Genomic DNA, 25229 nt, shown 5'->3' on the forward strand with positions numbered 1-25229 from the left:
GGGCCCGTCGCCGCGCGGGCCGGGCCGGGGCTGGGACGCTTCCCCCATGGCGCAGTCGCAACACCTCACCGCTCCGGTCGGCACCGTCGTCTCCCGGATGCGCGCCCTGGACGCGGAGCTGCCCGAGCGGGACGGGATCGCGGTCTTCAACCGGGTGTATCTCGCCGTCACGGAGGAGGTGGAACGGCGCCTGGACGCGGGCGGGTTCACGGACCCCGGGGCCGCGGCCACCCTCGACGTGCGGTTCGCCGAGCGCTACCTGGCCGCCGTGGCAGCGGAGGCCACCGGCCGCCGGCCCCCGGCCTGCTGGCGGCCGTTGTTCCAGTTCCGCCGCCATCCCGGGGTCCGCCCACTACAGTTCGCGCTGGCCGGCATCAACGCGCACATCGGGCACGACCTGGCGCTGGCCGTGGTCGACGCCTGCCGTACGCTCGGCTGCGAACCGGCCGATCTGGAGGACGAGTTCGACCGCGTCGGCGACCTGCTCGTCTCGCTGGAGGAGCGCATCCGCGAGGATCTGATGCCGGGGCCCGACCTGCTCCAGATCGCCGATCCGCTGACCCATCTGCTCGGTTCCTGGAGCCTGGAGCGGGCCCGGGACGCGACCTGGTCGGCGGCCAGAGCCCTGTGGGCGCTGCGCAGGTTCGAGGACCTGGTCGAGGAGTTCACCGAGCGGCTGGACGCGGCCGTGGGCCTGGCGGGCCGGATGCTGCTCACGCCGCTGGGCGACTGAGGTGGCCGGATCCGGTCGGCCGCGAGCCGTGATCGGAATCCCGGCCGACCGCCGTACGTTCACGGCAGGCACCCGACTGCAAAGGAGCACCGGTATGACCGTCCGGCTCGGCCTCTCGCTTCCCCAGATGCGGCAGTACTCCCTCGGCACCGACGTCCCCGACGTGGCACGCGCCGCCGAACGGATCGGCTACGAGAGCCTGTGGGTCTTCGAGCGTGCGCTGTTCCCGGAGCCCGCCACCCAGGGGCTGTACGGCATGGAAGGGGTTCCCTGGCCCGACAACTACCGGGGCGTGGCCGACCCGCTGGTCACGCTCACCCTCGCCGCCGCGGCCACCGAGCGGGCCCGGCTGGGCAGCAGCGTGCTGGTGGCGCCTCTGCACAACCCCTTCCAACTGGCCAAGTCCCTGGCCTCGCTGGACGCGGCGAGCGGCGGCCGGGTGGTGGCGGGCCTGGGCACCGGCTGGTCCCTCGACGAGTACGCGGCGGCCGGTGTCCGGCCGTTCGAGGAGCGCGGCCGGGTGCTCGACGAGATCATCGACGTGTGCCGGGCGGTATGGGGCCCGGACCCCGTGCGCTACGACGGGCGGATCACGAAGATCGCCTCCGCCGTGGTCGGCCCCAAGCCCGCCCGGCCGATCCCGATCATGCTGGGCGCGCACGGCAGGAAGGCCCTGCGCCGGCTGGTCGACCACGCGGACGGCTGGCTGCCCGTCGGCATGGGCCCCGAGCAGCTCGCCACGCAGTGGCAGGAGTTGCGGGACCTGGCGGCCGAGCGCGGCCGGAAGGAACCGATCCAGACGGTCGTGCGGGTCAACGCCGTGTACACGCCCAAGGCCTACGACGGCTCCGACCGCCGCCCCTTCCAGGGCAGCGTCGACCAGATCGTCGAGGACCTCGTGGCCCACGCGGCGGTCGGCCTGGAGGAGATCCTCATCGACCTCCAGACCACCCCGCGCGACGCCCGGGAACTCAAGGACGTCGCCGCCGAGGTGTACGAGAAGGCGCGGGCGGCCGGGGTCTAGTCGGTCCTCGACCGGTCAGTCCTCGACCGGTCAGTCCTCGGGGAGCTCGACCGGTGCGATCTCGTCGTAGACGTCACCGGGGCCGGGGTTGGCCGGGTCGGTCGTTCCGCCGAAGTGGTGCATGACGCCCCAGACCGCGTTCAGCGCGGTCTGGACGGCGCCCTCGGCCCAGCCCGCCGTCCAGGAGATGTCGTCGCCGGCGAGGAAGATGCCCCGCTTGTCGGCCGGCAGCCGGTCCTGCATGAAGTGCGTGAACAGGCGCCGCTGGTAGCGGTAGTGGCCCGGCAGGTTGGCCTTGAACGCGCCCATGAAATAGGGCTCGTTCTCCCAGGACACGGTCACCGGGTTGCCGATGACGTGCTTCCTGATGTCGACCTTCGGGTAGATCTCGCCGAGTGACTTCAGCATCACCTCCATCCGCTCGTGCGCGGACAGCGGCAGCCACTTCAGGCTGTCGTCGCACCAGGTGTAGGAGAGGCAGATGACGGCGGGCCGGTCCGGGCCGTCGTCGAGGAGGTAGGTGCCGCGCGTCATCCGGTCGGTGAGCGTCATCGACATGACGTCCCGGCCCGTCGGATTTCCCTTCTCGTCGACGGCCTTGTCCAGCCAGAACGGCCGGTCCACCGGCACGAACAGCTTCGAGGACTCCATGTAGTGGGTGCGCTCGATCGCGGTCCAGTGGTCGATCGGGAAGAGCGAGTCGTCGCAAGCGATCTTGGAGAGCAGCATCCACGACTGGGCGGTGAAGACCGCCGCCTGGTAGGTGCGGATGTCGCCGTCGGCGTCCGTCACGGTGATCCGGTTGCCGGTGGTGCGGTGCAGCCGGGTCACGGCGGGGCGGGGCGCGCCGTTCTCGTGCAGGGTCGCGAGCGAGGTCCCGTACCCCCAGTGCACGATCTTCTCCGGCTCGCGCTCCCAGAGCCGGAGCGGCAGCTGCTGGGAGCCGCCGACGATGCCGCGGTGGTGGTCGTCCGCCTCCGTGTAGACGACCCGCAGGATCTCCAGGATGGAGTTGGGGAAGTCGGTGTCCCAGCCGCCCGTTCCGAAGCCGACCTGGCCGAAGATCTCGCGGTGCCGGAAGGACCTGAAGGCCTCGGAGTCGCAGAGGAAGCCGTAGAAGGTCTGGTTGTCGAGCTTCTCGACGAGCTTCGCCCAGATCTCCCGGATGCGCGGCACGTCCCGCTCGCGCATGGCGCGGTTCATGTCGGAGAAGTCGGCGCCCTCCTCCAGGCACTTGTTCCAGGCGTCGGCGACGTCCCGGTAGACCTGCGGGAGATCGTCGATCGTCTCGGCGTAGTGCGACTCGCCCTTGAGGTCGACGACAGTCGAAGGGGTCGCCTCCGCGAGGGGGTTGGGGAACGGGCGGGTCTCCAGGCCCACCAGGTCGATGTAGTGCTGGAGGGCGGTGGAGGACGGCGGGAACCGCATCGCGCCCATCTCGGCTCTCAGCGAGGGGTCGCAGCCCTCGAAGCCGACGGTCCGCAGCCGGCCGCCGATCCTGTCGGCCTCGTACACGACGGGCTTCAGGCCCATCTTCATCAGCTCGTAGGCGGCCACGATGCCGGACAGGCCACCGCCGATGACGGCGACCTCGGTGCCGTGCTCGGTCGCCGGGATCTGGCCGAGGCCCGCCGGATGGGCGAGGAAGTCGTCGTAGGCGTACGGGAAGTCCGGGCCGAACATGGTGATCGGCGGCTGCTGCTCGTCGGCGTGCTCGACGGCGTTGGGCACCGTGGACGTCATGGGGTACGGACTCCTTGCGGAAAGCTGGAAGAAGAGCGGAGAACGAGAGAAGAGCGGGGGGAGAGGTCAGATCAGGGACCCGTAGAGGCCGGGGCGGCGGTCCTTCAGATACGGGTTCGCCTCGCGGGAGGCGGCGAGGAGGGCGGGGTCGAGGTCGGCGAGGACGAGTTCCTCACCGCGACCGGCGCGGGCGCGGGCGACCCCGTCGGGTCCGGCCAGCGCGGAGAGCCCGAAGAACTCGAACTCCCCTTCCTGGCCGACGCGGTTGGCGTACGCCACGTACATCTGGTTCTCCCAGGCCCGCACCGGGACCAGGGACTCGGCGACGAGCTCGAACGGGTGCATGTTCGCCGTCGGGACCAGCAGCAGGTCGGTGCCGGCCAGGGCGTGGGCGCGGACGAGTTCCGGGAACTCCACGTCGTAGCAGATCATGATCCCGACGGTGAGGCCGTTCAGCTCCGCCTGGACGACCGGCTGGTCGCCCGCGGTGAAGTGGTCCTGCTCGAAGCCGCCGAAGAGGTGGGACTTGCGGTAGTTCGCGAGCCGGGTCCCGTCGGCGGAGATCAGCTGGGCGGAGTTGTGGACGCGGTCGCCGTCGCGCTCCGGGTAGCCGTAGGCGACGGCCAGGCCGTGCCGGCGGGCCAGCTCGGCGATCGCGTCCGCGCTGTCGCCGCCGGCGGGCTCGGCGAGGCGGGCGATGTCGTCGCCGATCGCGTAGCCGGTCAGGAACATCTCCGGGGCGACGAGCAGCGCGGCGCCCGCGGCGGCGGCCCGGCCGGCGGCGGCGTCGAGCACCTTGAGGTTCTCGGCGGTCGAGCCGGGGCGGCCGGAGCTCTGGAGCAGGGCGGTGCGCATGCGGGTCCTCACCGGGTACGAAAGGGGGTCTGTGGGCCATTTAGACCGTAAGGTCGGCGGGCCGGGCCGGACAAGAAGGAGCCGTTGCGTGCCGGTGGGCGGTTCGTTGCGTGCGGCGGGGGTACGGCGGCGATTCGTTGCGCGGGGCACGGGTCCCGCGGCCGCTCCACGATCTCCTTCGGCGGCCCGGGGGCGGCGGCGGGGCCGGCCGGTGCCACCCGGCGCGGCGGGTCGGTCCGTACCAGGCCGGCCTCCCCCTGGTCAGAGCTCCACGGCGAACACGGTGACGACGGCCGCGTGGTCGGAGGGCCAGTCGTTGCCCGCCACTTCGGGCCAGGGCACCGGGTCTCCGGTGACCCAGGTCCGGGAGTCGAGCACGCGCAGCCCCCTGTGCAGCACGTAGTCGATCCGGTCCTGCGGTTCGGGCCGCCCGCTGCCGTCCTCGTGGACGGGGTGGATCGGCGACCAGGTGTGGCCGGGCGCGGCGGCCGGGTCCGGGTGCGCCTCCCGGTAGGAGTCACGGAACCCGGCCTCCTCCGCGGCCCTGGTCACCGGCCACCGGACCGCCGGCCAGTCCAGGTGGGACGGGCAGTTGAAGTCCCCCATGAGCACCACGGGCACCTCTGGGTCCCCGATCCGCCGCAGGGCCTGCCTCATCTGTTCGAGCCGCACCTCCTCGTGGGCGATCAGCTCGTCGGCGCCCAGCCCGTCGAAGTGGAACTCGTAGGGCCCGTACGGCGTGTAGTGCAGGTGCGCGGTCCAGATCTCGACCTCGCGGCCGGGGCGCAACGCGATCCGCACCCCGGCGGCTCCGTAGAAGCCGACGTCCGGGTCGCCGAGGCGGGCGGTGACCGGGAAGCGGCTGATGATCCCGAGGTTCTCGCCCGCCGTGTGGTGGTGCCAGCCCAGGGCGTCGGCGAGCTCCCGCGCGCTGGTCCCGGCGGTCTCCTGGAGGCCGACGACGTCCGCGCCCGCGTCCATGATGGCCTTGACCTGCTTGGCCCGGTGGTCGTCGACCGGGCTGCCGCCGAGCCACAGGTTCCAGGACATCACGCGGAGTTCCGGTGCGGCCATCTCGCTCAGCTCCCTCGGGGTGACCCCGACCAGCGTGTCACGGACGGTCCGGCCGGGCGCGCCGCCGATCGGGGCGAGCGAGGGCACGGCCAGCACGGCACATCCGGCGGCCTCGGCGGAGGCGACCCCGGTCTCGGTGTCCTCGACGGCGACACAGGCCGCCGGGTCGACGCCGAGGGCGCGGCAGGCTGCCAGGTACGGGTCGGGGGCGGGCTTGGTGCGGCCGGTGTCGTCAGCGGTGACGGAGACGGCGAACCGGTCTGGGCCGAGGGCGTCGAGGACGAGGTCGGCGACCGCGCGTGGGGACGCGGTGACCAGGGCGGTGGGGACGCCGGCCGCGGCCAGCGCGTCCAGCAGGTCGAGGGCGCCGGGGCGGGGCACGATGCCGGTGCGGACGCGGTCCGCGAACTCCCGGTGCAGGCCGGCCGCCAGAGCCGCGGCCGGCCTGCCCGTGGCGGCGGCGAGCCAGTCGGCGGTGTGCTCCACCGGTCGGCCGAGCACCTCGGGTTCGTCGGCCTCGGTGAGCGGCCGCCCGGCGACCTGTTCCACCGCCTCCCACCACAGTCGCTCGGTGTCGACGAGCGTTCCGTCCATGTCGAACAGGACAGCCCAGGGCGGGCGGGCCGGGACCTGGGTGTGCGGGAGTCGTGGGTGGGGGGTCACGTCGTCGTCGTTCCTCACTGCCGGCCTGTGGACGCGCTACGGGCTGGTACCCACACTGCCGGCTGGTAGATGCGCTGCTGGCTTGGTGGAGGCGCTACTTCGGGGCGCGTTCCGCCACGAGCACCGGCCGCTCGGGCAGCGACACGCTCACGGCTGATCCGGCGCCCAGCTCGGCGGCCTCGTGGGCGGGCAGGTCGGCCTTGGCCTCGGTACCGTCGGCCAGCCGTACGGTGACCCGGACGACGGCGCCCAGGAAGGCGGTGGCGACGACGGTGGCCGTACCGGCGCCGTCCGCGCGCACCCGGACCGCCTCCGGCCGCACGAGCACGTCGACCTCGCCCGCGCCCGGCGCCTGCCCGTCGGCCGGCAGCCGCTGCCCGAGCACCTCGACCGAGCCGTCCTTGACCGTCCCCGGGATCCGGCTCATCGTGCCGACGAACTCGGCGACGAAGGCGGTGGCCGGGCGGCCGTACAGCTCGGCGGGTTCGGCGCACTGTTCGAGCCGCCCGGCGCGCATCACGGCGACCCGGTCGGCGATGGACAGCGCCTCCTCCTGATCGTGCGTCACGAACAGCGTGGTGATGCCCAGTTCCCGCTGGAGCCGGCGGATCTCCTCGCGGAGGCTGAGCCGGACCTTGGCGTCCAGGGCGGACAGCGGCTCGTCGAGGAGGAGCACGCGGGGGCGCAGGGCCAGGGCGCGGGCCAGCGCGACGCGCTGCTGCTGGCCGCCGGAGAGCTGGTGCGGGAACCGCTCCCCCTTGTCGCCGAGCCCGACCAGCTCCAGCAACTCGGCGGCCCGCGCCCGCCGTTCACTCGTGCGCACCTTGCGCATCCGCATGCCGAAGGCCACGTTGTCCACGGCGTTCAGATGCGGGAAGAGGCTGTACGACTGGAAGACCATCCCGGCGTCACGGCGGTGCGCCGGGACCCGGGTGACGTCCTCGCCGTCCACCAGCACGGCGCCGGAGTCGGGGTGTTCGAACCCGGCGAGCATGCGCAGCGCGGTGGTCTTGCCGCAGCCGGACGGGCCGAGCAGGGCGAGGAACTCGCCCTGCTGAACGGTCAGGTCGAGGCCGTCGAGGGCGACGGTGGCGCCGAACTCGCGTCGCAGCGACCGGAACTCGACGGTGGCGGCCTTCTCAAAGGTGGCGGTGGTCATGGTGTCTCATCCCCGGGAGGAAGCGGTACGGTCACGGCCGCCGACACCGGCGAGCGCGAGGAGCAGGGCCCAGGTCACCAGGAGACTGAGCACGGAGACGGCGACGGACATCTGGGCCTGCGAGCCGCCGACGTCGTAGATCCACACGGCGAAGGGCTCGAAGCCGAGCAGCCGGGCCACGGTGAACTCGCCGAGCACCAGGGCCAGCGTGAGGAAGGCCGCGTTGAGCAGCGCCCCCCGCAGGTTGGGCAGGACGGCGCGGACGAGGGCCTGCGGCCAGTTGGCGCCGCAGCTGCGGGCGGCCTCGACGAGGGTGCGCACGTCGATCGCGCGCAGTCCGGCGTCCAGGGCGCGGTAGACGAAGGGCAGCGCCATCACGACGTAGGCGAGGACCAGGACGACCGGGAAGCTCGGGTTCTGGATGGCGACGAAGGTCTCGAAGAGCGGGGTCCGGGAGAGGTGGTCCGGCCCCCACTTGAGCACGCTCGCGATGCCGGCGACGAACGCGATCGGCGGCACCACCAGCGGCAGCGAGCAGACGATCTCGACCACGGGGCGCAGCCTGGGCGCGCTGAGCCGCAGGGCGACCACGGCGGGCACCGTCAGCAGCAGCACGACGGCGATGGTGGCGACCGCCAGCTCCAGTGAGAGCAACAGGCTGGACACGAACCCGTCGGCGGACAGGATCTGGGTGTAGGCGTCGAAGGTGACGCCCTGGCCGGGCACGTCCACCGTGAAGAGGACGGAGGCGCCCAGCGGGACCAGGAAGTAGAGGGCGGCCAGGCCGAGGACGGCCCAGCGCCAGGGGGTCAGGCGTCGAGCCATCGGGCGCTCCGTCGTTGCAGGGGCAGGTACACGGCCATCACCACGCCGGCCACCAGCACCATGTCCAGGCTCAGGGCGAGGGCCACGTTCTCCTGGCCCACCAGGACGTTGCCGGAGAGCGCGTCGGCGATCTGCAGGGTGACCAGCGGGACCGCGCTGCCGACCATCGCGGCGGCGGTGGCGTAGGCGGCGAAGGCGCTGCCGAAGAGCAGCACGAGCCCGCCGAGCAGCGAGGGCGCGAGCACGGGCAGGGCCACGAACCGCCAGTACTGCACGCCGGTGGCGCCGTTGTTGAGCGCGGCCTCCCGCCACTGCGCCCGCAGCCCGTCCAGTGCCGGGGTGATGGTGAGGACCATCAGCGGAATCAGGAAGTACAGGTAGACCAGTACGAGCCCCCAGAAGCTGTACAGGTCCCAGCCGTGGTCCGCGAGGTGCAGGCGCACGGTCAGCACACCGGCGTTGCCGAGAGTGGCCACGAAGGCGAACGCCAGCGGCACGCCGCCGAAGTTGGCGAGCACACCGGAGGCGGTGAGCACGGCCTCCCGCAGCGCCCGGGAGCGCGAGCTGACGACGGCCTGCGCGAGCGGCAGCCCGACGACGGCGCCGATCAGGGCGGAGAGCGCGGACAACTTCACGCTGCCGACGAGAGCGGTGAGGTACGGCCCCTGGAGGGAGTCGGTGAGGTTGCGCCCGGTGTACGAGGAGACCCCGCTCGTCGGGTCCTTGACCGTGAAGGCGCCGTTCAGCATGGCCACGGCCGGCAGCCCGAAGGCGACGGCCGTGAAGACGAGGAGCGGGACGACGGCGATCCAGCCGGGGGCGCGGCGCCGCCGCTTCTGGGAAGCGGCGGACGCCACGTCGGCCCGCGTGAGCGTGGCCGTCATCCGGAGACGGCCTTCGACCAGCCCGTCGTGAGCACCGTCTTGGCCTTGTCCTGCTGGGCCTCGGTCGGGAAGGCGGGCGTGCCGGTGACCGCGGGCAGCTTGGCCGCGGCGGTCTTGTCCAGGGTGCCGGCCTTCTCCATGGCGGACATCAGGACCGGACGCGCGTACCCCTTGAGCCACAGGTTCTGGCCCTCGGTGCTGTACAGGTACTCCTGCCACAGGCGGGCGGCCGCCGGGTGCGGGGCGTCCTTGTTGATGGCCTGGGAGTAGTACTGGGCGTACTGGCCGTCGCTCGGGATCGACACCTTCCAGTCCACGCCCTTGGACTTGAACTCGTCGGCGTATCCGGCGTTCAGGTAGTCCCAGTCGATGGAGATGGGCGTCTCGCCCTTCTCGACGGTGGCCGGGGTGGACTCCACGGGCGTGTAGTTGCCGTTCTTCTTCAGCTTGGCGAAGAAGTCCAGACCCGGCTGGATGTCGTCGAAGGAGCCCTTGTCGGCGAGCGCCGCCGCGTAGACGCCGCCGAACGCCGAGCCGGACTTGGTCGGGTTGCCGTTGAGGGCGACCTGGCCCTTGTACTGCGGCTTGAGCAGGTCGGCGAAGGTGGTCGGGCAGGTCTTGACCCGCTTCGCGTCGCAGCCGATGGAGATGTAGCCGCCGTAGTCGTTGTACCAGCGGGCCTGCGCGTCCTTCTGGCCCTCGGGGATGTCGGAGTACGAGGTCACCTTGTAGGGCGCGAGCAGCCCCTGCTGGGCGGCGCTGAGCGCGAACGAGGAGCCGAGGTCGAGCACGTCCGGGGCCCGGTCCTGCCCCTTCCTCGACGTCACGGCGTTGATCTCGTCCTGGCTGGATCCGTCGGGGCTCTCGTCCTCGATCTTGATGCCGTACTTCTTCTGGAAGCCGTCGATGATGGCGCCGTAGTTCGCCCAGTCGCGGGGCACGGCGATGATGTGCAGCGTGCCCTCCTTCTTGGCGGCGGCGATCAGCTTGTCCATGCCACCGAGGTCGGCGGCGGAGGTGGCGGTGGCGGCGCTCTTGCCACCGGAGGTGGTGGACGACGCGTTGTCGGGAGCGGCACCGCAGCCGCTCAGGGCGAGCGCGGCTACGGCGGCGAGGGAGCCGCCGAGGAGGGCGGTTCTCGGCAGGGACACGGTCACGGTCTCTCCAGGGAGTACACACGAGGGTGAGTGGCGCTGTGGGCGGCGCCGAGTAAACTTGTCTGAACAAGTTGGCCCCAGTACGCCCGGCGTGGGTGTCGGGAACGTGAACGCCGCATAAATCCTGAACCCCAATTCCCTGCACAATCCTGGCCTGTTCCGCGCTGACACGAATCACTCGGGAACGTCGATTAGGCTGGTCACGCTGTGCACAGCGGCCTACTCAGAGGGGAAGCATGACGGCGCGACACGAGGAGATCGCCGACGAACTGCGGCGCGCCATCGACCGCGAGGAGTACACCGTCGGCAGTCGGCTGCCCTCGGAGACGGAACTCGCCGCGGAGTACGGCGTCTCCCGCGGCACGGTCCGCCAGGCGGTCGCCGCACTCACCGCCGAGGGGCTGATCGGCTCCCGCCAGGGCGCCCGCCGAGTGGTGCTGGCCAGCCGCCGCAGCCAGAGCTTCGCGGAGCTGCGCAGCTTCGCGCAGTGGGCGCGGGCGATGGGCCGCGAGGCGACGGGGCGGGTGGTCTCCCAGGGATACCGGCCGGCCACACAGGAGGACGCCGTTCGCCTCCAGCTCGGCATCGGTACGCCCGTGCTGCATGTCCTGCGGGTACGCGGGCTGGACGGCGAACCGGTGTTGCTGGAGCGCACGGTGTACGCGGACTGGATCTCTCCGGTGGTGGAGGCGATAGAGCCGGAGTGCCCCTCGGTCACGCAGCGCCTGTACGAGGACAAGGGGCTGGTCTTCGCGTACGGCGAGCACGTCATAGACGCGGTGGCGGCGGGGGCACAGGACGCCGGGCTGCTCGGCATCCGCCGGACCAGCCCGCTGCTGCGGGTGCGGCGGGTGACGACGACGCGGGAGGGGCGGCCGGTGGAGTGGTCCGACGACCGCTACCGGTCGGATGCGGTGAGCTTCAGTGTGCACAACTCCATCGGGAACAACGCGTTGGCGAGGAAGACCGCCGAGTAGAGGTGGCCGGGGGCGCGGTGGTGTGCCGGGTGCGGGCCGGTGGGGCTTGTTCGCGCAGTTCCCCGCGCCCCTTCAGGGCGCGGTACCACCGCCGGCCCAGGGGCGCGGGGAACTGCGCGACCAGCCACGAACCACCCGCACCCGGCACACCACCGCACCCCCCGGCCCCTCCCCCGCTCTCACCCCGGCGCCCCCGAGGAGAACCTCCTCAGCAGGGGCGACAGCACCAGTACCGACTTGGTCCGCTCCACGAACGGCTCCCCCGCGATCCGCTCCAGCACCCTCTCGAAGTGCCGCATGTCCGACGCGAAGACCTGCACGACCGCGTCGGCCTCCCCGGTGACGGTCGACGCGGCCACCACCTCCTGGTAGCGCTCCAGCCCCCGCTGGATGGTCTCCGGCGAGGTGTTGCGCCGGCAGTAGATCTCGACGAACCCCTCCGTCTCCCAGCCGAGGGCCGCCGGATCGACCCGTACGGTGAATCCGGTGATCGCCCCGGTGGCGCGCAGCCGGTCCACGCGCCGTTTGACGGCAGGCGCGGACAGGCCGACCAGTTGCCCGATGTCCGCGTAGGAGCGGCGGGCGTCCTCGGCGAGGGCGTGCACGATGCGTTCGTCGAGATCGTTCAGCAAGGGGTTGTTCTGCTCTCAGGTCATGCAGGACGGGACCGGCGCTGGCCGTACACGAAGTAGAACACGAGCCCGAGGCCGTCCAGGAGCGGGCGGCGCCCCGGCAGGGGCGCGGGGACCCGCGCGACAGGCCTCGACGGACCCGCACCGGACCGCGGCGGCTAGCTCCAGCTCGCGTGCAGCGGCTTGCCCTCCGCGTACCCCGCCGCGCTCTGGATCCCCACGATCGCCTTCTCGGCGAACTCCTCCAGCGACCCCGCACCCGCGTACGTGCACGACGACCGCACACCCGCGATGATCGAGTCGATCAGGTCCTCCACACCCGGCCGGGCCGGGTCGAGGTACATCCGGGACGTGGAGATGCCCTCCTCGAAGAGGGCCTTGCGGGCCCGGTCGTAGGCCGACTCGTCCGACGTGCGGTTGCGCACCGCCCGCGCCGAGGCCATGCCGAACGACTCCTTGTACAGCCGCCCGTCGGCGGCCTGCTGGAGGTCGCCCGGGGACTCGTAGGTGCCCGCGAACCAGGAGCCGATCATCACGTTGGCCGCACCGGCGGCCAGCGCCATGGCGACGTCACGGGGGTGCCGGACACCCCCGTCGGCCCAGACGTGCTTGCCGTACTTCCTCGCCTCGGCGGCGCACTCCAGGACCGCCGAGAACTGCGGCCGGCCGACGCCGGTCATCATGCGGGTGGTGCACATGGCACCCGGGCCCACGCCGACCTTGATGATGTCCGCGCCGGCGTCGAGGAGGTCCTTGACCCCTTCCGCGGAGACGATGTTGCCGGCCGCGATCGGGACGTCCGGGTCGAGGCCGCGGACCAGCTTGATCGCGCTGATCATCGACTCCTGATGGCCGTGCGCGGTGTCGATGACGAGCGTGTCGACGCCCGCGTCGAGCAACTGCTTGGCCTTGTCCGCGAAGTCCCCGTTGATCCCGACGGCGGCGGCGATGCGCAGCCTGCCCCTGGCGTCGGTCGCCGGGGTGTACAGGGTGGCGCGCAGGGCGCCCTTGCGGGTGAGGATGCCGGCCAGCTTGCCGTCCCGGTCGACCGCCGGGGCGTAGCGGCGGTTGGCGGCGTCCAGCTTGTTGAAGGCCTCGCGGGGGTCGATGTCCGCGTCGAGGAGCAGCAGGTCGCGGGACATGACCTCGGTGAGCTGGGTGAACCGGTCGACGCCGGTCAGGTCCCGGTCGGTGACGACGCCGACGGGACGGCCGTCCTCGTCGACGACGACACCCGCGTTGTGCGCCCGCTTCGGCAGCAGGGCGAGGGCGTCGGCGACGGTCTGGTGCGGGGCCAGCACGATCGGGGTGTCCAGCACCAGGTGGCGGCTCTTGACCCAGGTGATGACATCGGTGACCACGTCGATCGGGATGTCCTGGGGGATCACGACGAGTCCGCCGCGCCGGGCCACCGTCTCGGCCATCCGCCGGCCCGCGATCGCGGTCATGTTGGCGACGACCAGCGGGATGGTGGTGCCGGTGCCGTCCGGCGAGTTGAGGTCCACGCCCTGACGCGAGCCGACCGCGGAGCGGCTCGGCACCATGAACACGTCGTCGTACGTCAGGTCGTACGCGGGCTGGATGTCGTTGAGGAAACGCACGTGCCGCACATCCCAGTCGATCAGAGGTGACCCCCGGACCGGCCGGCCAAGGGGAAAGCACGTACTTCATTCTCCCATGCGGACCCCTGCGTCATGCCCGGGACGAACGTCCAGCCAGGTCAGGACCTCCTTGGAGGAACCTCCAGGGACACTGCGGGCCGTCCGGTCGGGGTCCGGTAGCGCGCAGGACGCTCGCCCGCAGGCCGATCGCGTGCGCGGACACCGGTGTCACCGTCCCCGCTCGCCGGCTTCGGGAAGCGCGGGCAGGTCGTCCAGGAAGTCGTCGGAGGGCACGAAGAAGAGCGTGCCGGTGAGCGCGGTGGAGAAGTCGAGGATCCGGTCGTGGGCGGCGTCCGGGGTGCCGAGGAACATGTTGCGCAGCATGTGCTCGATGACGTCCGGGGTCCGGGCGTACCCGATGAAGTAGGTGCCGAACTCACCGCTGCCGGGGCTGCCGAACGGCATGTTGTCCCGCAGGATCTGCTGTTCCTCGCCGTCGGGTCCGGTGATCGTGTTCAGGCCCACGTGGGAGGCCGGCTCCGCCAGTTCGAGGTTGGTGGCCTTCGTACGCCCGATGATCCGCTCCTGCGCCTCCACGGGCAGCGCGTTCCAGGCGTCGAGGTCGTGGACGTACTTCTGTACGACCACGTAGCTGCCGCCGGCGTGGCCGGGATCCTCCCCGCCGATCAGGACGGCCCGGCGGGCGGCGGCGCCCACCGGGTTCTCGGTGCCGTCGACGAAGCCCAGCAGGTCGCGGGCGTCGAGGTACTTGAAGCCCTGCACCTCGTCCTCGACGGTCACCGCGTCGCGCAGCCGGTGCATGATCTCGGCGGCGAGCCCGAAGCACAGGTCGAACCGGGTGGCCCGGATGTGCAGCAGGAGGTCGCCGGGGGTGGCGACCGCGGTGTGCCGGGGGCCCTCCAGCGGCCGGAAGGGGTGCAGGTCCGCCGGGCGGGGGTGGTCGAACAGGCGGTCCCAGGCGGCGGAGCCGACCCCGGCCACACAGCTCAGCGCGGCTTCCGGGGCGCCGAACCCGAAACTGCGCTCCAGCGCGCGGAGATCGCCCAGCACCTCCCGCGCCGTCCGCTCGCCGCCGGGGCGGACGGTGAGCACCAGGAAGATCGCGGCGGTGGTCAACGGACCGAGCACCGGCTGCGGTTCGGCTCCCGGCACGGACTGGGGTTCAGTGGTCAACGCGTCCTCCCGATGCGATCGGCACATGGCCTGTCGTACACATACTCGGGGTTGGCGGCGGCCAGTCGATGGAGACGCTCCATGCGGAGGCATGGAGATTGTCGGAAAAAAAGATCTCGGTCTCACATGAAGAGGCGAGAGCCTCCGCCCGAGTGCGCGGAACTCCCCGAAGAAACTTTCACCCGGCGGAATAGACAGACCTGTCCATGGGGTTGACCAGGCCAGCTAGACAGACAGGTCTACTCACCAAGGACCTCCGAACCGACGGTCTTCGGGCCCGTCCCCGCGAAGGATCTCCGATGAACCACCCAGCACCGCACGAGCGGACCGACCGCACCAGGGCATCACGCAGGCCGATCCCGCCGCGTGCGGCGTTCTACCTGCTCGCCTCCGTCATCGTCTCCTTCCTCGCCGCCTCCAGCGCGCCCACCCCGCTCTACGCGACCTACCAGGCCGAATGGGGCTTCACCTCGATCACCACCACGGTCGTCTTCGGCGTCTACGCGATCGCCGTCCTCTCCGGCCTGCTGGTCCTCGGCAAGCTGTCCGACCACGTCGGCCGCCGCCCGGTCCTGATCACCGCGATCGCCGCCCAGGCAGCCGCGATGCTGCTGTTCTCCACCGCCGGAGGCGTCGGCGAACTGCTCGTCGCCCGCGTCGTCCAGGGCCTGTCCACCGGCGCCGCGCTCGGCGCGGTCGGCGCCGCGATGATGGACATCAACCGTTCCCGCGGCACCGTGGCGAACGCCTTCGCCCCCGGTCTCGGCACCGCGACGGGCTCGCTGGTCAGCGGATTCGTGGTGCAGTATCTGCCCGCGCCGACCCACACGATCTACCTCGGCCTGCTGGCCGTGTTCGCGGCCCAGGCGGTCGCCGTCGCCCTGATCGACGAGACCGTCACCAAGGAGCCGGGCGCCCTGGCCAGCCTGGTCCCCGAGATCCGGCTGCCCCGCACGGTCCGTGGCGCGGCCCTCTCCGCGGCACCCGTCATCTTCGCCGTCTGGGCGCTCGCCGGGTTCTACGGCTCGCTCGGCCCCGCCCTGATCCGCACCCTGGTCGGCTCCACCTCCGCCGTCTGGGGCGGCCTCGGCCTCTTCGTCCTCGCGGTCGTCTCGGCCGCCTCGGTCCTCGCCCTGCGCACGTCCCGGGCCACGACCGTGATGTACACCGGCATCGGCGCACTCATCGCCGGGGTGGCCCTGACCCTGGTGGCCGTGGACCTGAGCGCACCGACGCTGTTCTTCCTCGGCACGGCCGCCGCCGGCGTCGGCTTCGGCAGCGGCTTCCAGGGCGGCATCCGCACCGTGCTGCCGCTGGCCAGGCCCCACGAGAGCTCGGGCGTGCTGTCCCTGCTGTTCATGGTCGCCTACCTCGGCATGGGCGTCCCCGCGGTCGCCGCCGGCGCGCTGGTGGTGCACGGGGGCGGGCTGGTCCCGACCTCCGAGGAGTACGGCGCGGTGGTCATCGCCCTGGCGCTGCTGGCCCTGGCCGCCCTGCTGCTGCGCGGCAGGCCGCAGACCGGGCCCGGGGTGCTGGTGGCCTCCGGCGGCCCGCAGACGGTGCCGGTCCGCACGGAGCAGACAGAGCACGTCAACCAGGCGCGATGACTGAGTAGACCGGTCTGGTCAGCCGTAGACTGGAGATGTCGGGAAGGTGAGTGGCATGACGAAGACGTTGACCGCCGCCAAGGCCCCTACGGCCCGGGAGCGGCTGCTCTCGGCGGCGAACGAGCTGTTCTACGCGGAGGGCGTGCAGACGGTCGGCATCGACCGGATCATCGAGCACGCCGGGGTCGCCAAGGCCTCGCTGTACAACACCTTCGGCGGCAAGGAACAGCTCATCCGTGCCTACCTCGACTCCCGGCACGCCCGGGTGACCGAGCGGCTGCTGCGCGCCGTCGCGGGCGCCGACACCCCGCGGGACCGGCTGCTGGCCGTCTTCGACGCGCAGGCCGAGCTCTTCACCGAGCAGAACTACCACGGGTGCGCCTTCGTGGCGGCCAGCGCCGAGGCCAAGCACGGCAGCGCCATCGAGGAGGCCTCCGACGCCTCTCGCGCCTGGGTCCGGACCCTGTTCACCGACCTCGCCCGGGACGCCGGCGCCCCGGATCCCGAGGGCCTCGCCCGCCGGCTGCACCTGCTGTACGACGGGGGTGGGGTGTCCGCGCGGATGGACCGTGACCCTTCGGTGGGCGCGGTCGCCCGGGAGGCGGCCGCCGCCCTGATCGACGCGGCACTGCCGACCGGGTCCTGAGAGCCGTTTCCCCGGCGGGTCCGCCGGTCCGCCGCGGCAGCGTTGTCACCCCGGCTGCCGCGGCGCCGCCGCGGTCGCGGTCAGGGGCCGTCCGGGTCCGCGCGGTTCAGCGCGGGCTTGGGGGTGGTGCCCGCCGTCATCAGGTAGTCGGCGGCCGAGGTGTCGGTGACGAGGCTCGTGACCAGCCCCGACCGCAGCACCGCGTCGATCGCGGCCGCCTTGCGCTGCCCGCCCGCGATCGCGACGACCTCGGGGATACGGCGCAACTGGTCGGCCTTGACCGTGATGCAGCGTTCCCCCAGGTCCCGTCCGACCCGGCGGCCCTCGGCGTCGAAGAGGTGCGCGGCCATCTCGGCGGCGACCCCCAGCGTGGCGTAGTGCGCGCGCTCCTCGTCGCTGAGCATGTCGTGCACCGTGGAGATACCGGGCTCCCAGGATCCGATGGAGACACAGGCGACCGTGACCTTGTCGAAGTACTCGAAGGCCCGGGCGATCCCGGTCTGGTTGCGCAGCGCGGCCGCGGTGGCCGCGTCGGGCAGCAGCATCGGCGCGTAGATGGGGTGGGCGTCGCCGCCGGACACCTGGGCGGCTCGCCGTACGGCCTCGACCGAGCCGCGCTCGGAGGTCCCCGCGTCGTACACACCGGTCAGCTGCACCACCGTGCACGGCGGCAGCCGGTCGAGCGCGGCCGCCATGTGGATGGTGGAGCGGCCCCAGGCGAGGCCGAGCACGTCCCCCTCGTTGACGAGTTCGCCGAGCAGGTCCGCGGCGACCTCGCCGAGGTTCTCGGGGTCGGGGGTCTCCTCCGCCTCGGCCGGGGACTCGACCACCACGGCATGCCTCAGGCCGTAGCGGGCGCGGAGCGCGTCCGAGCGCTCGGCGTCCAGTTCGGCCGGTACGCGGATCTCGATGCGTACGAGATCCCTTTCGAGGGCAGTCTCCAGTACCCGGGCCACTTTGAAGCGGCTGACGCCGAACTCCTCAGCGATCTGGATCTTGGACTTGCCTTCGAGATAGAAGCGGCGGGCCATGGCCGCCGCCTGCACCAGCTCTGCGGGTCCCATCCGCACGGCTGACCGGCCCGCCGACATACCCGACACGGCCATCTCCTCACTGCTGTTCACACTCTGGATACGCCGTTCATCCTTGCAGATCCGGCGCACTTGATCAGCCCTGATCGAAGCCGTTCACGTTCCCGTACCTCAGTGGTCGCACGCCCACGACGCCCGGGCGGTGGCCGCCTCCGCCTGCGTGCGTAGTGCACGTACCGCCTCTGCCGGGTCGTTTGCCCCGTACACCGCAGAACCTGCCACAAAAACGTCGGCTCCGGCGTCCGCGCACCGCTCGATCGTCGACGCGGAAACTCCACCGTCGACCTGGAGCCACAGTTCCAGTCCGTGCTTGCTGATCAACTCCCGGGTGCGGCGGATCTTGGGCAGCATGATGTCGAGGAACGCCTGACCGCCGAAGCCCGGCTCCACCGTCATGATCAGCAGCATGTCCAGCTCGGGGAGCAGGTCCTCGTAAGGCTCGATGGGCGTCGCGGGCTTGAGCGCCATGGAGGCGCGGGCGCCCTTCGCCCGGATCTCACGAGCGAGCCGGACCGGGGCGGCCGCCGCCTCCACGTGGAAGGTGACGGAGGAGGCACCCGCTTCGACGTACTGGGGTGCCCACCGGTCGGGGGCCTCGATCATCAGATGGCAGTCCAGCGGGGTGTCCGTAGCACGGGCCACGGACTCTACGACCGGCACACCGAGCGTGAGGTTGGGGACGAAGTGGTTGTCCATGACGTCGACGTGGAGCCAGTCGGCGCCTTCGACCGCCTTGGCCTCGTCCGCGAGGCGGGCGAAGTCGGCGGACAGGATACTGGGGTTGATCTGCACGGCCATGCCCCAAGCGTGCCATGTCCGGGCACGGATGTTCGCGCCGGTGCCGGCCGGGAAGCCCGCCTGAGCGGGCGGACCGCGGCCACTGCCGCTCAGGAGCGGCGCCGCTTCTTCTCCGTCAGCGCCCGGATGAGCTGCCCGGTGGCCGAGGTGTCCTGGTGAGTCAGGCCGAGAACGCGGATCTGGTCCTTCAGCAGGTCGGACAGGAGCTGGAGCGCCCGGTCCGTGCTGCTCCGCGCCATCAGCCCGGCGATGGCGAATCGCAGATCGCTCTCTTGTCGCGCCTGGCCGGCCTTGCCTGGCATGGCCGCGACGTCGAAGCGGTTTTTCAGCGTCCCGGGGTGGTCCCGGCCGAACGCGGCCACACGGATCGCGAGCCGCGTCGTCAGTGTGCCGGGATGGTTCGGCCCCAGCACCCGGGTCCGGTCGCCGAGCACTCTCCGGTGCGTCGAACGCACGGCATCGCCGTTAGGGTCCTTCTCGGTGACGATCCCGTTCTCCTCGCCAATGAGGACTGGAGCTAATAAGCTATGCCTATGTCTGAACTCGCGAGCGAGCGCTACACCGACCGCATCGCCACCGGACCGCTCGTCCTCGTCCAGGAGGTCCTGAACACTCGCGCCGCCGGCAAGCCCGCGCTCGCGGACCTGCTCTCGACGCCGGCTTCTGCGACGTCATGGCTCGCCGGCGCGCTGGACGAATGGAGTCGACGTACCGGGGCGGAGGCGCCGACGATCGAAGTCGACGAACCGGGGCTGGTGCGGCTTCAGCAGCTACGCGCGTCGCTGCAGATGACGGTGTCGGGTGCAGTGCGCGACACTCCGGTCCGATCCGCTCCGAAGGGGGTGAGCGGCGCGCTCGAGGTGCGGATCGACGCCGATGGCGTCTTCTCGCTGGCGCCGCACGGCAAGGACGTCCCGTGGGTCGTCGCGGCCGTGCTCAAAGAGATCACGAACGCCCGACTGACGGGTACCTGGCGTCGTCTGAAGATGTGCCGTAACCGGGTCTGCTCGGTCGCGTTCTACGACGGCACGAATCCCAACAACGGCGTCTGGCATGACGTGCGCATCTGCGGCAACGCCGTGAACCTGCGGGCCTCACGGCAGCGTCGGGCGGCCGCGCGCGCGTAGCGCGCCGCAGGCCGACCGACCACAGGCCACTGCTCAGCCCTTCGCCGCCCGGCAGGAGCCCCACAGCGCACCGGGATTGATACGCGACGGGTGGCGCTCCAGCATGTACTCGTACAGTTCGAGGGTGCTGCCGGTGCGACGCACCCCGCTGTTGAAATCAAGGATGTAACGGCGGGTCTCCTCGATGTGACGCGGATCGTCATCGGCGGCCGGATCCTTGTGCCCCGCGACGATCGCGGTCGGCGCCAGCGCCTCGACCGTGTCGAGAGCCCTCAGCCACTCGTCTCGCCCGTCCGCGTCCGACTGGGCCAGCATGAGGTGCACGTTGTTGTAGATCACGTCGCCTGCGACGACCAGCCCCAGGTCGGGAACGTGCAGGCAGGTGGTGTTGTCGCTGTCGGTGTGCCCCAGGCGGACCGGGCGGACCTCCGCCCCGCCCACAGTCAGGACCTCGTCCTCGAGCGGTTCGGCGAGTACGAGTCGCTCAGGGATCTGCTCGGGAAACCAGGCCCGCCAGACCGCCTTGAGGAGCTCGGGCGAGGACTGGTGGGCCATGTCCTCGACGACCTCGGGCAGCGCGACAGCGCGGGCACCGGGGTACCGCTGCAGAACGGCTCCAAGACCGAACCAGTGGTCCCCGTGGCCGTGCGTGACGTACACGCTCGTCACAGGGGCGGCGCGCTCGCCGAGCCACTGCAGCAGGCGCTCCGACTGGGCGATCGTGAAGAGCGGATCCACCAGCAGCGCCTCTCCCTCGTTCGAGATGAGAGTGCTCGACGTCGGCGACCAGCGGCGCTCGCCCTGATCGGGCGGCACGTCGGAGTTGGTGGTCGGCATGCCGTCCGCGATGTGCACTGCGTAGGTCAAGGCGTTCGACGTCATGGGTGGACTCCTCGGATTCTCGGGTGGGCGCTGCCGCTCTGGGCCGGAACGCGGAGTAAGCCGGAAGGTCCGGCCCTCATTCCGTCACTCACCGAGCGATGACATTGACGTAAGCATAGACCCTATGCTTACGTCATAGAGCTCGCGTCGGCCGAGAATCCCGAGAGCCACCGGCTCCGATTCGTCGCCGCAGGAGAGCGATCGTCAAAGGAGACACGAGATGAACAGCCCAGCGACGAAGGCACCGACCGCGGTGCTCGTCCACGGATACCTGGACGACGGCGCCATCTGGAACAGCGTCCGCACCGTCCTCGACGAGCGGACGATCCCCTCGGTCGCGTTCGAGCTCGCCGGCATGGGTACGCGCGCCTCGGATCAAGGGCCGTTCACACTCGCCCGCTGGGCCGACGACCTCGAGAACGTCGTGCGCGCGACGGAGGGCCCCGTCGTGCTCGTCGGCCACAGCCTGGGAAGCCAGATCGCCGAGCTCGTCGCCGCCCGCTTGACCGAGCAGGTGCGTTCGCTCGTCCTGGTCAACCCGATCCCGCTGGCGGGCACGCACCTGCCCCCGGAGCAGATCGCCCCCTTCCAGACACCGGATCTCGGACTCGACGCGCAGCGCGCCTTCCGCGGTGCGCTCGCCACCGCGTTCCCGGCCGAGGAAAATGACCGGCTCGCCCAAGTGGCGCTGCACGTCGCCCCGTCGACGATCTCCGACACGGCGACGGCATGGAACAACGGCCACCCGGACGGACAGCAGCCGAGCAGGTTCCACGGGAGCGTCACCGTCCTGCGCGGCGAGAACGACCCCTTCGTCACGGAAGAGATCGTCTCCGCGTATGTCGCGCCTCGCTTCCCCGGCGCCGCCTCGCAGACGATCGCCGGCGCGGGTCACTGGGCGCACGCCGAGAACCCGGCTGCGGTCGCCGCCGTCATCTGCACGGTCGTCGAGGAGAGCGCGTCGGACCCCGCCGACGGCCGCCCCGCCAAGGCCTGGACGAGCGCGTTCGAGCAGCGCACCGAGGAGTCCTTCGCGGCGGCGCTCTCCCCGAACGTGCGGATGGAGGCGAGCGCGCTCGCCAAGCCGCTGGAGCGCAAGGAGCAGGTCGAGGCCCTCATGGCCGGGGTGAGCTCCGTGTACGAACGGCTCGAGTTCGTCCGGAAGGTGCAGGACGGCCCGCGGACGTATCTGGAGTGGGAGGCCAGCGCGTTCGGTGGCTTCGAGATGAAGGGGATCACGATCCTCACGCGTGATGACGAAGGGCTCATCACGGAGATCGCCATCCACCACCGCCCCCTCGGCGCCGTGGTGCAGATCAACGCGAAGGTCGGGGCAGCCCTGACCGCGGCCGGCCTCATCCCCGCCGAGCACTTCAACTTCACGGAAGGCGAATGACCATGGCAGAACGCACCGACGTAGAGTTCACGGCGGACGGGGGCGTGACTCTGCGCGGCTGGCTCTACCTGCCGGACGCCGAGGGTCCGCACCCCGCGATCACGATGGCGCACGGATACGGCGGCAACCGGGAGATGGGCCTCGACCCGTACGCGCGCAAGTTCGCCGACGCCGGGTTCGTGGTGCTCGTCCACGATCACCGCACGTTCGGTGCGAGCGACGGCGAGCCCCGCAACGACGTCGACCCATGGCGTCAGATCGCGGACTGGCGCCGTGCGATCAGCTTCCTGGAGGCCCGGCCGGAGGTCGACGCGGACCGCATCGGGGTGTGGGGCACGAGCTTCGCGGGCGGTCATGCGATCGTGCTCGGGGCAACCGAGGTGCGGATCAAGTGTGTGGTGTCGCAGGTGCCCACCATCAGCGGATTCGAGCAGTGGCAGCGCAAGGTCCCGCCGGAGCGCATCGCCGCCTTCGAGCTCGCCCACGTCGAGGACGAACGCGCCCAGGCCGCCGGCGGTGAACCGCGGTACCAGACCTCCATCGGCGACGACCCTGCCGACCCGGCTCTCTTCAGCAGCCCGGACGCGTTGCAGTTCTACCGTGACCTCGTTCCGCCGGGTCGCTCGAACAACACGGTGACGATGCGCTCCAACCGGGCGTCGCGGCTCTATGAGCCGGGCCACTGGATCACTCGCGTCTCGCCCAAGCCGCTCATGATGATCGTCGAGACAGGTGAGACGGTGGTACCGGCCGACCTCCAAATCGCAGCTTTCGAGCGGGCGTTGTCCCCGAAGGAGCTGGTGCTGCTGCCCGGTGGACACTTCGACGCCTACAAGGTGCATTTCGAGGAGTCCAGTGGCGCCGCGCTGTCGTGGTTCCGCGCTCACCTCGACCCGGGCGCGGCCTCGGCCGGCTCGTGAAAAGGAGGCGGTTCCGGCTGCTGCCGGAACCGCCTTTCCGGGCGGGCGGCTGCCATCTCCCTCCCCGGCGGAGCGCTCCGGGTCGTGGCAGCCACGTTCACGCGCCACCTGGCACTATCGGCCGTGACATGGTCGCGGGCGGCGGCTGCTCCTCCTGGGGCGGTGCAGGTTGCCGGCTCACCTGTGCATGGACGCGGCGGGTCGCACGACGTACTGGCGCAGATACAGGTCGCGGTAGGTGACGGGGCCGCGCGGGCCGGGGACGCGGTCGATGTTGATGCCGGTTTCCGGCAGGCGCAGGAGCTTGAAGCCGTCGAGGAGGCGTGTGGTGGAGTTCCAGAAGACGCCTGCTCCACCATAGGTATCCATGAACCGGGCTGCGGTGTCCGGGTCGTGGGTGGCGATGGCGGCGGCCAGTCCGGAGGTCTCCTCATTGGCGATCCGTGCGGCTTGAACAGGTCCGTCCGCCTCGTCGATCGTCACCGTTGCCGCATGCTCGGAGTCCAGGGACCACTCATGACCGCGCGCGTGGGCGTGCGGCGGCAGTGATGCGGCGATACCCAGGTCTTCGAAGGTCTTCAGAATGCCCGGCAGCAGCTTGTCGTGGACAGCCCGGTCGATGAGAAGCAGATTGAGCCGGTTGCAGACGCCCAGCCGGTCCAGGCTGCTGGTGACCAGCTCGTGCACCAGCTTCTCGTCGGCGTCCCGAGCCACGTACAGCACTCCGCCGCCGTCCGCGTGGGCCAGCGTGCGCACACCGTGCCGGGCGGCCTCTCGGCCGAGTTCCCGGGTGCTGTCGCCGCTGCCGCGCAGGATGACCAGAGGGACGGTCTCGGGCAGCGACACCAGCGCGTAGGCCGCCGCCCGGTCCTCGCTCGGCACCAGCTGGATGGCGTCCGGGTTCAGTCCCGCGTCGGCGAGAGCGGGCGTGATCACGTGAGTGATCACGGCCTGGGAGGAGCGCAGGGCCGCCGAACCGGTGCGCAGCACGCCGCCGTTGCGGGACTTGAGGAACTGGGAGGCGACGTCGAGTGTCACATTCGGACGCGCCTCGAAGTTCGCGCCGATGACCCCCACCGGGCGGCGGCGCTCCAGCAGGACCAGGCCGTCGGGACGCTCCTCGAGGACCCTGTCCCGCGGCTCGTGCGGCACGTCCGCCAGCGTGTGCAATGCCACGGCCATGTCCTCAAGCCGCGGGCCGGTCAGCCGCAGGCGATCCTGCAGTGCCGCCGACATCCCGTTCGAGGCGGCCGATCTCAGGTCCTCCTGATTCGCCGCCGTCAGCACGTCGCGTGCCGTCCGCAGCCGCTCCGCCATGGCCCGCAGCGCGGTGTCGATCTCCACGTCCGACGCCCGGGCCAAGGCCGCCGAGCCCTGCGTCGCCCGGACTGCGCAGGCGTGAACCGCCTCCTGGACGGGGCGGGGCACGCTCATCGCGTTCGTGCTCACATCGGTCCCTTCACGGTCCAAGCGCAATGCACCACATTGAGGCGGCAGGAGGATCGTTCAACAATCCTCATGCAGGCCACTGTAAACCGCTCGGTTTCCTCATGCAAGGGCGGAAACAGTGGGGCACACCGCCAAAAAGTGACCACCGGCTTGAGCGTGACCCCGTTCTCGCTGTCCTCGAAGGCCTGGCTGATGCCCTCGAACGCGTAGTCGGATGTCGAGCGGGGCGGTCTCGGACACCTTCACGCGACGCTCCGCTCGGCGACGTTCGCGACGCCGGCGAAGGAGGACTGTCCGAAGAAGTGGGAGGAGACGGCGGAGCCGTCCCCGGCGCGGAAGGCCGTGCTGCCGTCCGGGCGAGCGCCACCGAAGTAACGCATGGCGAAGTCGGTGCAGTAGGCCGGGTGGCCGGAGTTGCAGCCGGCACACGCACCGCAGCTGGCGAAGCCGAGCACGGCACGGTCGCCGGGCGTGATGCCGGTGACCGCAGAGCCGACCTGCTCCACGATGCCCGCGCCCTCGTGGCCGAGTACCGCCGGAAGCGGCGTGGGGTACCACTGGTCGCGCACGATCGCGTCCGTGTGACAGACGCCGGTGGCGACCAGGCGCACCTGCACCTCGTCGGGACGGGGCTCGTCGATCTCGGCGTTCTCGATGACGAGCGGCTGTTCCCTGGCGGTCGCGAGGGCGGCCTTCACCTTCATGGTGGTTCCTTTCTGTGCACGATTCCCATGCGGGATCGGCTCGGTGACGGGCACGGCGAGCCAGGGGTAAGGGGGTTAGGCGGGCGCG

The 25229-nt window shown here is 71.2% G+C and carries 24 protein-coding genes; 8 read left to right on the forward strand and 16 right to left on the reverse strand.

Annotated features, from left to right (window positions below):
- Positions 1–46: 46 nt before the first annotated feature.
- Positions 47–733, forward strand: coding sequence for a DUF5995 family protein (locus AB0P24_RS00345; RefSeq protein WP_365789477.1), 687 nt, complete (start codon positions 47–49; stop codon positions 731–733).
- A 94-nt stretch (positions 734–827) separates the two neighbouring features.
- Complete coding sequence (locus AB0P24_RS00350; RefSeq protein ID WP_365789479.1) at positions 828–1757, forward strand: LLM class F420-dependent oxidoreductase; 930 nt, start codon at positions 828–830, stop codon at positions 1755–1757.
- Between the two features lie 30 nt (positions 1758–1787).
- Here the strand turns inward: AB0P24_RS00350 and AB0P24_RS00355 are convergent, their stop codons facing one another.
- The 7 genes from AB0P24_RS00355 to AB0P24_RS00385 all read right to left on the reverse strand — a co-directional run bounded on the left by AB0P24_RS00355 (position 1788) and on the right by AB0P24_RS00385 (position 10117).
- Entirely contained in the window at positions 1788–3500 is a 1713-nt protein-coding gene (locus AB0P24_RS00355) for an NAD(P)/FAD-dependent oxidoreductase (protein WP_365789481.1), read from the reverse strand.
- A 66-nt stretch (positions 3501–3566) separates the two neighbouring features.
- Positions 3567–4355: a carbon-nitrogen hydrolase family protein gene (locus tag AB0P24_RS00360; protein ID WP_365789483.1), complete on the reverse strand. Its 789-nt coding sequence runs from the start codon at positions 4353–4355 to the stop codon at positions 3567–3569.
- Positions 4356–4616: 261 nt separating this feature from the next.
- Positions 4617–6092 (reverse strand): HAD-IA family hydrolase, encoded by a 1476-nt coding sequence (locus AB0P24_RS00365; protein WP_365789485.1) that lies wholly within the window; start codon positions 6090–6092, stop codon positions 4617–4619.
- 94 nt (positions 6093–6186) lie between these two features.
- The gene (locus AB0P24_RS00370; protein ID WP_365789487.1) at positions 6187–7251 is read right to left on the reverse strand and encodes an ABC transporter ATP-binding protein; all 1065 of its coding nucleotides are present in this window, start codon (positions 7249–7251) and stop codon (positions 6187–6189) included.
- A gap of 6 nt (positions 7252–7257) precedes the next feature.
- Entirely contained in the window at positions 7258–8076 is an 819-nt protein-coding gene (locus tag AB0P24_RS00375; RefSeq protein ID WP_365789489.1) for an ABC transporter permease subunit, read from the reverse strand.
- Positions 8061–8960, reverse strand: coding sequence for an ABC transporter permease (locus tag AB0P24_RS00380; protein ID WP_365789491.1), 900 nt, complete (start codon positions 8958–8960; stop codon positions 8061–8063). The genes AB0P24_RS00375 and AB0P24_RS00380 overlap by 16 nt, the downstream gene beginning before the upstream one ends.
- Positions 8957–10117, reverse strand: a complete 1161-nt coding sequence (locus AB0P24_RS00385) for an extracellular solute-binding protein (protein ID WP_365789493.1) — start codon at positions 10115–10117, stop codon at positions 8957–8959. Before AB0P24_RS00385 ends, AB0P24_RS00380 begins: the two co-directional genes overlap by 4 nt.
- 236 nt (positions 10118–10353) lie before the next feature.
- On the opposite strand from AB0P24_RS00385, the gene AB0P24_RS00390 reads away from it, so the two are divergent.
- Positions 10354–11094 (forward strand): GntR family transcriptional regulator, encoded by a 741-nt coding sequence (locus AB0P24_RS00390; protein ID WP_365789495.1) that lies wholly within the window; start codon positions 10354–10356, stop codon positions 11092–11094.
- 179 nt (positions 11095–11273) lie between these two features.
- Here AB0P24_RS00390 and AB0P24_RS00395 read toward each other — a convergent pair whose 3' ends face one another.
- The 3 genes from AB0P24_RS00395 to AB0P24_RS00405 form a co-directional block, all read right to left on the reverse strand.
- A complete protein-coding gene (locus tag AB0P24_RS00395) occupies positions 11274–11726 on the reverse strand; it encodes an Lrp/AsnC family transcriptional regulator (protein ID WP_046726552.1) in 453 nt (150 codons plus the stop codon).
- Between the two features lie 158 nt (positions 11727–11884).
- Positions 11885–13327 carry a GuaB1 family IMP dehydrogenase-related protein gene (locus tag AB0P24_RS00400; RefSeq protein WP_365789497.1) on the reverse strand — a complete coding sequence of 481 codons (1443 nt, stop codon included), beginning with the start codon at positions 13325–13327 and terminating at the stop codon, positions 11885–11887.
- A 228-nt stretch (positions 13328–13555) separates the two neighbouring features.
- Complete coding sequence (locus tag AB0P24_RS00405; RefSeq protein WP_365789499.1) at positions 13556–14521, reverse strand: Dyp-type peroxidase; 966 nt, start codon at positions 14519–14521, stop codon at positions 13556–13558.
- Between the two features lie 299 nt (positions 14522–14820).
- Here AB0P24_RS00405 and AB0P24_RS00410 point away from each other — a divergent pair, with 299 nt between their 5' ends.
- The gene (locus tag AB0P24_RS00410) at positions 14821–16128 is read left to right on the forward strand and encodes an MFS transporter (protein WP_365789501.1); all 1308 of its coding nucleotides are present in this window, start codon (positions 14821–14823) and stop codon (positions 16126–16128) included.
- Positions 16129–16183: 55 nt separating this feature from the next.
- Entirely contained in the window at positions 16184–16774 is a 591-nt protein-coding gene (locus AB0P24_RS00415; protein WP_365789503.1) for a TetR/AcrR family transcriptional regulator, read from the forward strand.
- 80 nt (positions 16775–16854) lie between these two features.
- Here the strand turns inward: AB0P24_RS00415 and AB0P24_RS00420 are convergent, their stop codons facing one another.
- From AB0P24_RS00420 to AB0P24_RS00430, 3 genes are all read right to left on the reverse strand, one after another.
- On the reverse strand, positions 16855–17898 hold the full coding sequence (locus AB0P24_RS00420) for a sugar-binding domain-containing protein (protein WP_365789505.1): 1044 nt from the start codon (positions 17896–17898) through the stop codon (positions 16855–16857).
- Positions 17899–17976: 78 nt separating this feature from the next.
- Positions 17977–18663 (reverse strand): ribulose-phosphate 3-epimerase, encoded by a 687-nt coding sequence (rpe, locus tag AB0P24_RS00425; protein ID WP_365789507.1) that lies wholly within the window; start codon positions 18661–18663, stop codon positions 17977–17979.
- Positions 18664–18752: 89 nt separating this feature from the next.
- Positions 18753–19097 (reverse strand): hypothetical protein, encoded by a 345-nt coding sequence (locus tag AB0P24_RS00430; protein ID WP_365789509.1) that lies wholly within the window; start codon positions 19095–19097, stop codon positions 18753–18755.
- 99 nt (positions 19098–19196) lie between these two features.
- Here AB0P24_RS00430 and AB0P24_RS00435 point away from each other — a divergent pair, with 99 nt between their 5' ends.
- On the forward strand, positions 19197–19790 hold the full coding sequence (locus AB0P24_RS00435) for a CGNR zinc finger domain-containing protein (RefSeq protein ID WP_365789511.1): 594 nt from the start codon (positions 19197–19199) through the stop codon (positions 19788–19790).
- Positions 19791–19823: 33 nt separating this feature from the next.
- On the opposite strand, the gene AB0P24_RS00440 is transcribed toward AB0P24_RS00435, so the two are convergent.
- Entirely contained in the window at positions 19824–20672 is an 849-nt protein-coding gene (locus AB0P24_RS00440; RefSeq protein WP_365789513.1) for an MBL fold metallo-hydrolase, read from the reverse strand.
- A gap of 220 nt (positions 20673–20892) precedes the next feature.
- Between AB0P24_RS00440 and AB0P24_RS00445 the strand changes: the two genes are divergently transcribed.
- Both AB0P24_RS00445 and AB0P24_RS00450 read left to right on the forward strand, forming a co-directional pair.
- A complete protein-coding gene (locus tag AB0P24_RS00445; protein ID WP_365789515.1) occupies positions 20893–22068 on the forward strand; it encodes an alpha/beta hydrolase in 1176 nt (391 codons plus the stop codon).
- A gap of 2 nt (positions 22069–22070) precedes the next feature.
- Positions 22071–22988 (forward strand): alpha/beta fold hydrolase, encoded by a 918-nt coding sequence (locus AB0P24_RS00450; RefSeq protein WP_365789517.1) that lies wholly within the window; start codon positions 22071–22073, stop codon positions 22986–22988.
- 177 nt (positions 22989–23165) lie between these two features.
- Here the strand turns inward: AB0P24_RS00450 and AB0P24_RS00455 are convergent, their stop codons facing one another.
- Together AB0P24_RS00455 and AB0P24_RS00460 are read right to left on the reverse strand one after the other, a co-directional pair.
- Entirely contained in the window at positions 23166–24437 is a 1272-nt protein-coding gene (locus tag AB0P24_RS00455; protein WP_365789519.1) for an aldehyde dehydrogenase family protein, read from the reverse strand.
- Positions 24438–24679: 242 nt separating this feature from the next.
- Complete coding sequence (locus tag AB0P24_RS00460) at positions 24680–25141, reverse strand: alcohol dehydrogenase catalytic domain-containing protein (RefSeq protein ID WP_365789521.1); 462 nt, start codon at positions 25139–25141, stop codon at positions 24680–24682.
- Between the last annotated feature and the right edge of the window lie 88 nt (positions 25142–25229).

Origin of the sequence: Streptomyces sp. NPDC086519, assembly GCF_040686075.1 — a bacterium.
Taxonomy (GTDB): Bacteria; Actinomycetota; Actinomycetes; order Streptomycetales; family Streptomycetaceae; genus Streptomyces; species Streptomyces shenzhenensis.

Coding starts and splice junctions, on each gene's coding strand:
- AB0P24_RS00345 (WP_365789477.1), top strand. CDS start 47: ATGGCGCAGTCGCAACACCTCACCGCTCCGGTCGGCACCGTCGTCTCC.
- AB0P24_RS00350 (WP_365789479.1), top strand. CDS start 828: ATGACCGTCCGGCTCGGCCTCTCGCTTCCCCAGATGCGGCAGTACTCC.
- AB0P24_RS00355 (WP_365789481.1), bottom strand. CDS start 3,500: ATGACGTCCACGGTGCCCAACGCCGTCGAGCACGCCGACGAGCAGCAG.
- AB0P24_RS00360 (WP_365789483.1), bottom strand. CDS start 4,355: ATGCGCACCGCCCTGCTCCAGAGCTCCGGCCGCCCCGGCTCGACCGCC.
- AB0P24_RS00370 (WP_365789487.1), bottom strand. CDS start 7,251: ATGACCACCGCCACCTTTGAGAAGGCCGCCACCGTCGAGTTCCGGTCG.
- AB0P24_RS00375 (WP_365789489.1), bottom strand. CDS start 8,076: ATGGCTCGACGCCTGACCCCCTGGCGCTGGGCCGTCCTCGGCCTGGCC.
- AB0P24_RS00380 (WP_365789491.1), bottom strand. CDS start 8,960: ATGACGGCCACGCTCACGCGGGCCGACGTGGCGTCCGCCGCTTCCCAG.
- AB0P24_RS00390 (WP_365789495.1), top strand. CDS start 10,354: ATGACGGCGCGACACGAGGAGATCGCCGACGAACTGCGGCGCGCCATC.
- AB0P24_RS00410 (WP_365789501.1), top strand. CDS start 14,821: ATGAACCACCCAGCACCGCACGAGCGGACCGACCGCACCAGGGCATCA.
- AB0P24_RS00415 (WP_365789503.1), top strand. CDS start 16,184: ATGACGAAGACGTTGACCGCCGCCAAGGCCCCTACGGCCCGGGAGCGG.
- rpe (WP_365789507.1), bottom strand. CDS start 18,663: ATGGCCGTGCAGATCAACCCCAGTATCCTGTCCGCCGACTTCGCCCGC.
- AB0P24_RS00435 (WP_365789511.1), top strand. CDS start 19,197: ATGTCTGAACTCGCGAGCGAGCGCTACACCGACCGCATCGCCACCGGA.
- AB0P24_RS00440 (WP_365789513.1), bottom strand. CDS start 20,672: ATGACGTCGAACGCCTTGACCTACGCAGTGCACATCGCGGACGGCATG.
- AB0P24_RS00445 (WP_365789515.1), top strand. CDS start 20,893: ATGAACAGCCCAGCGACGAAGGCACCGACCGCGGTGCTCGTCCACGGA.
- AB0P24_RS00450 (WP_365789517.1), top strand. CDS start 22,071: ATGGCAGAACGCACCGACGTAGAGTTCACGGCGGACGGGGGCGTGACT.
- AB0P24_RS00460 (WP_365789521.1), bottom strand. CDS start 25,141: ATGAAGGTGAAGGCCGCCCTCGCGACCGCCAGGGAACAGCCGCTCGTC.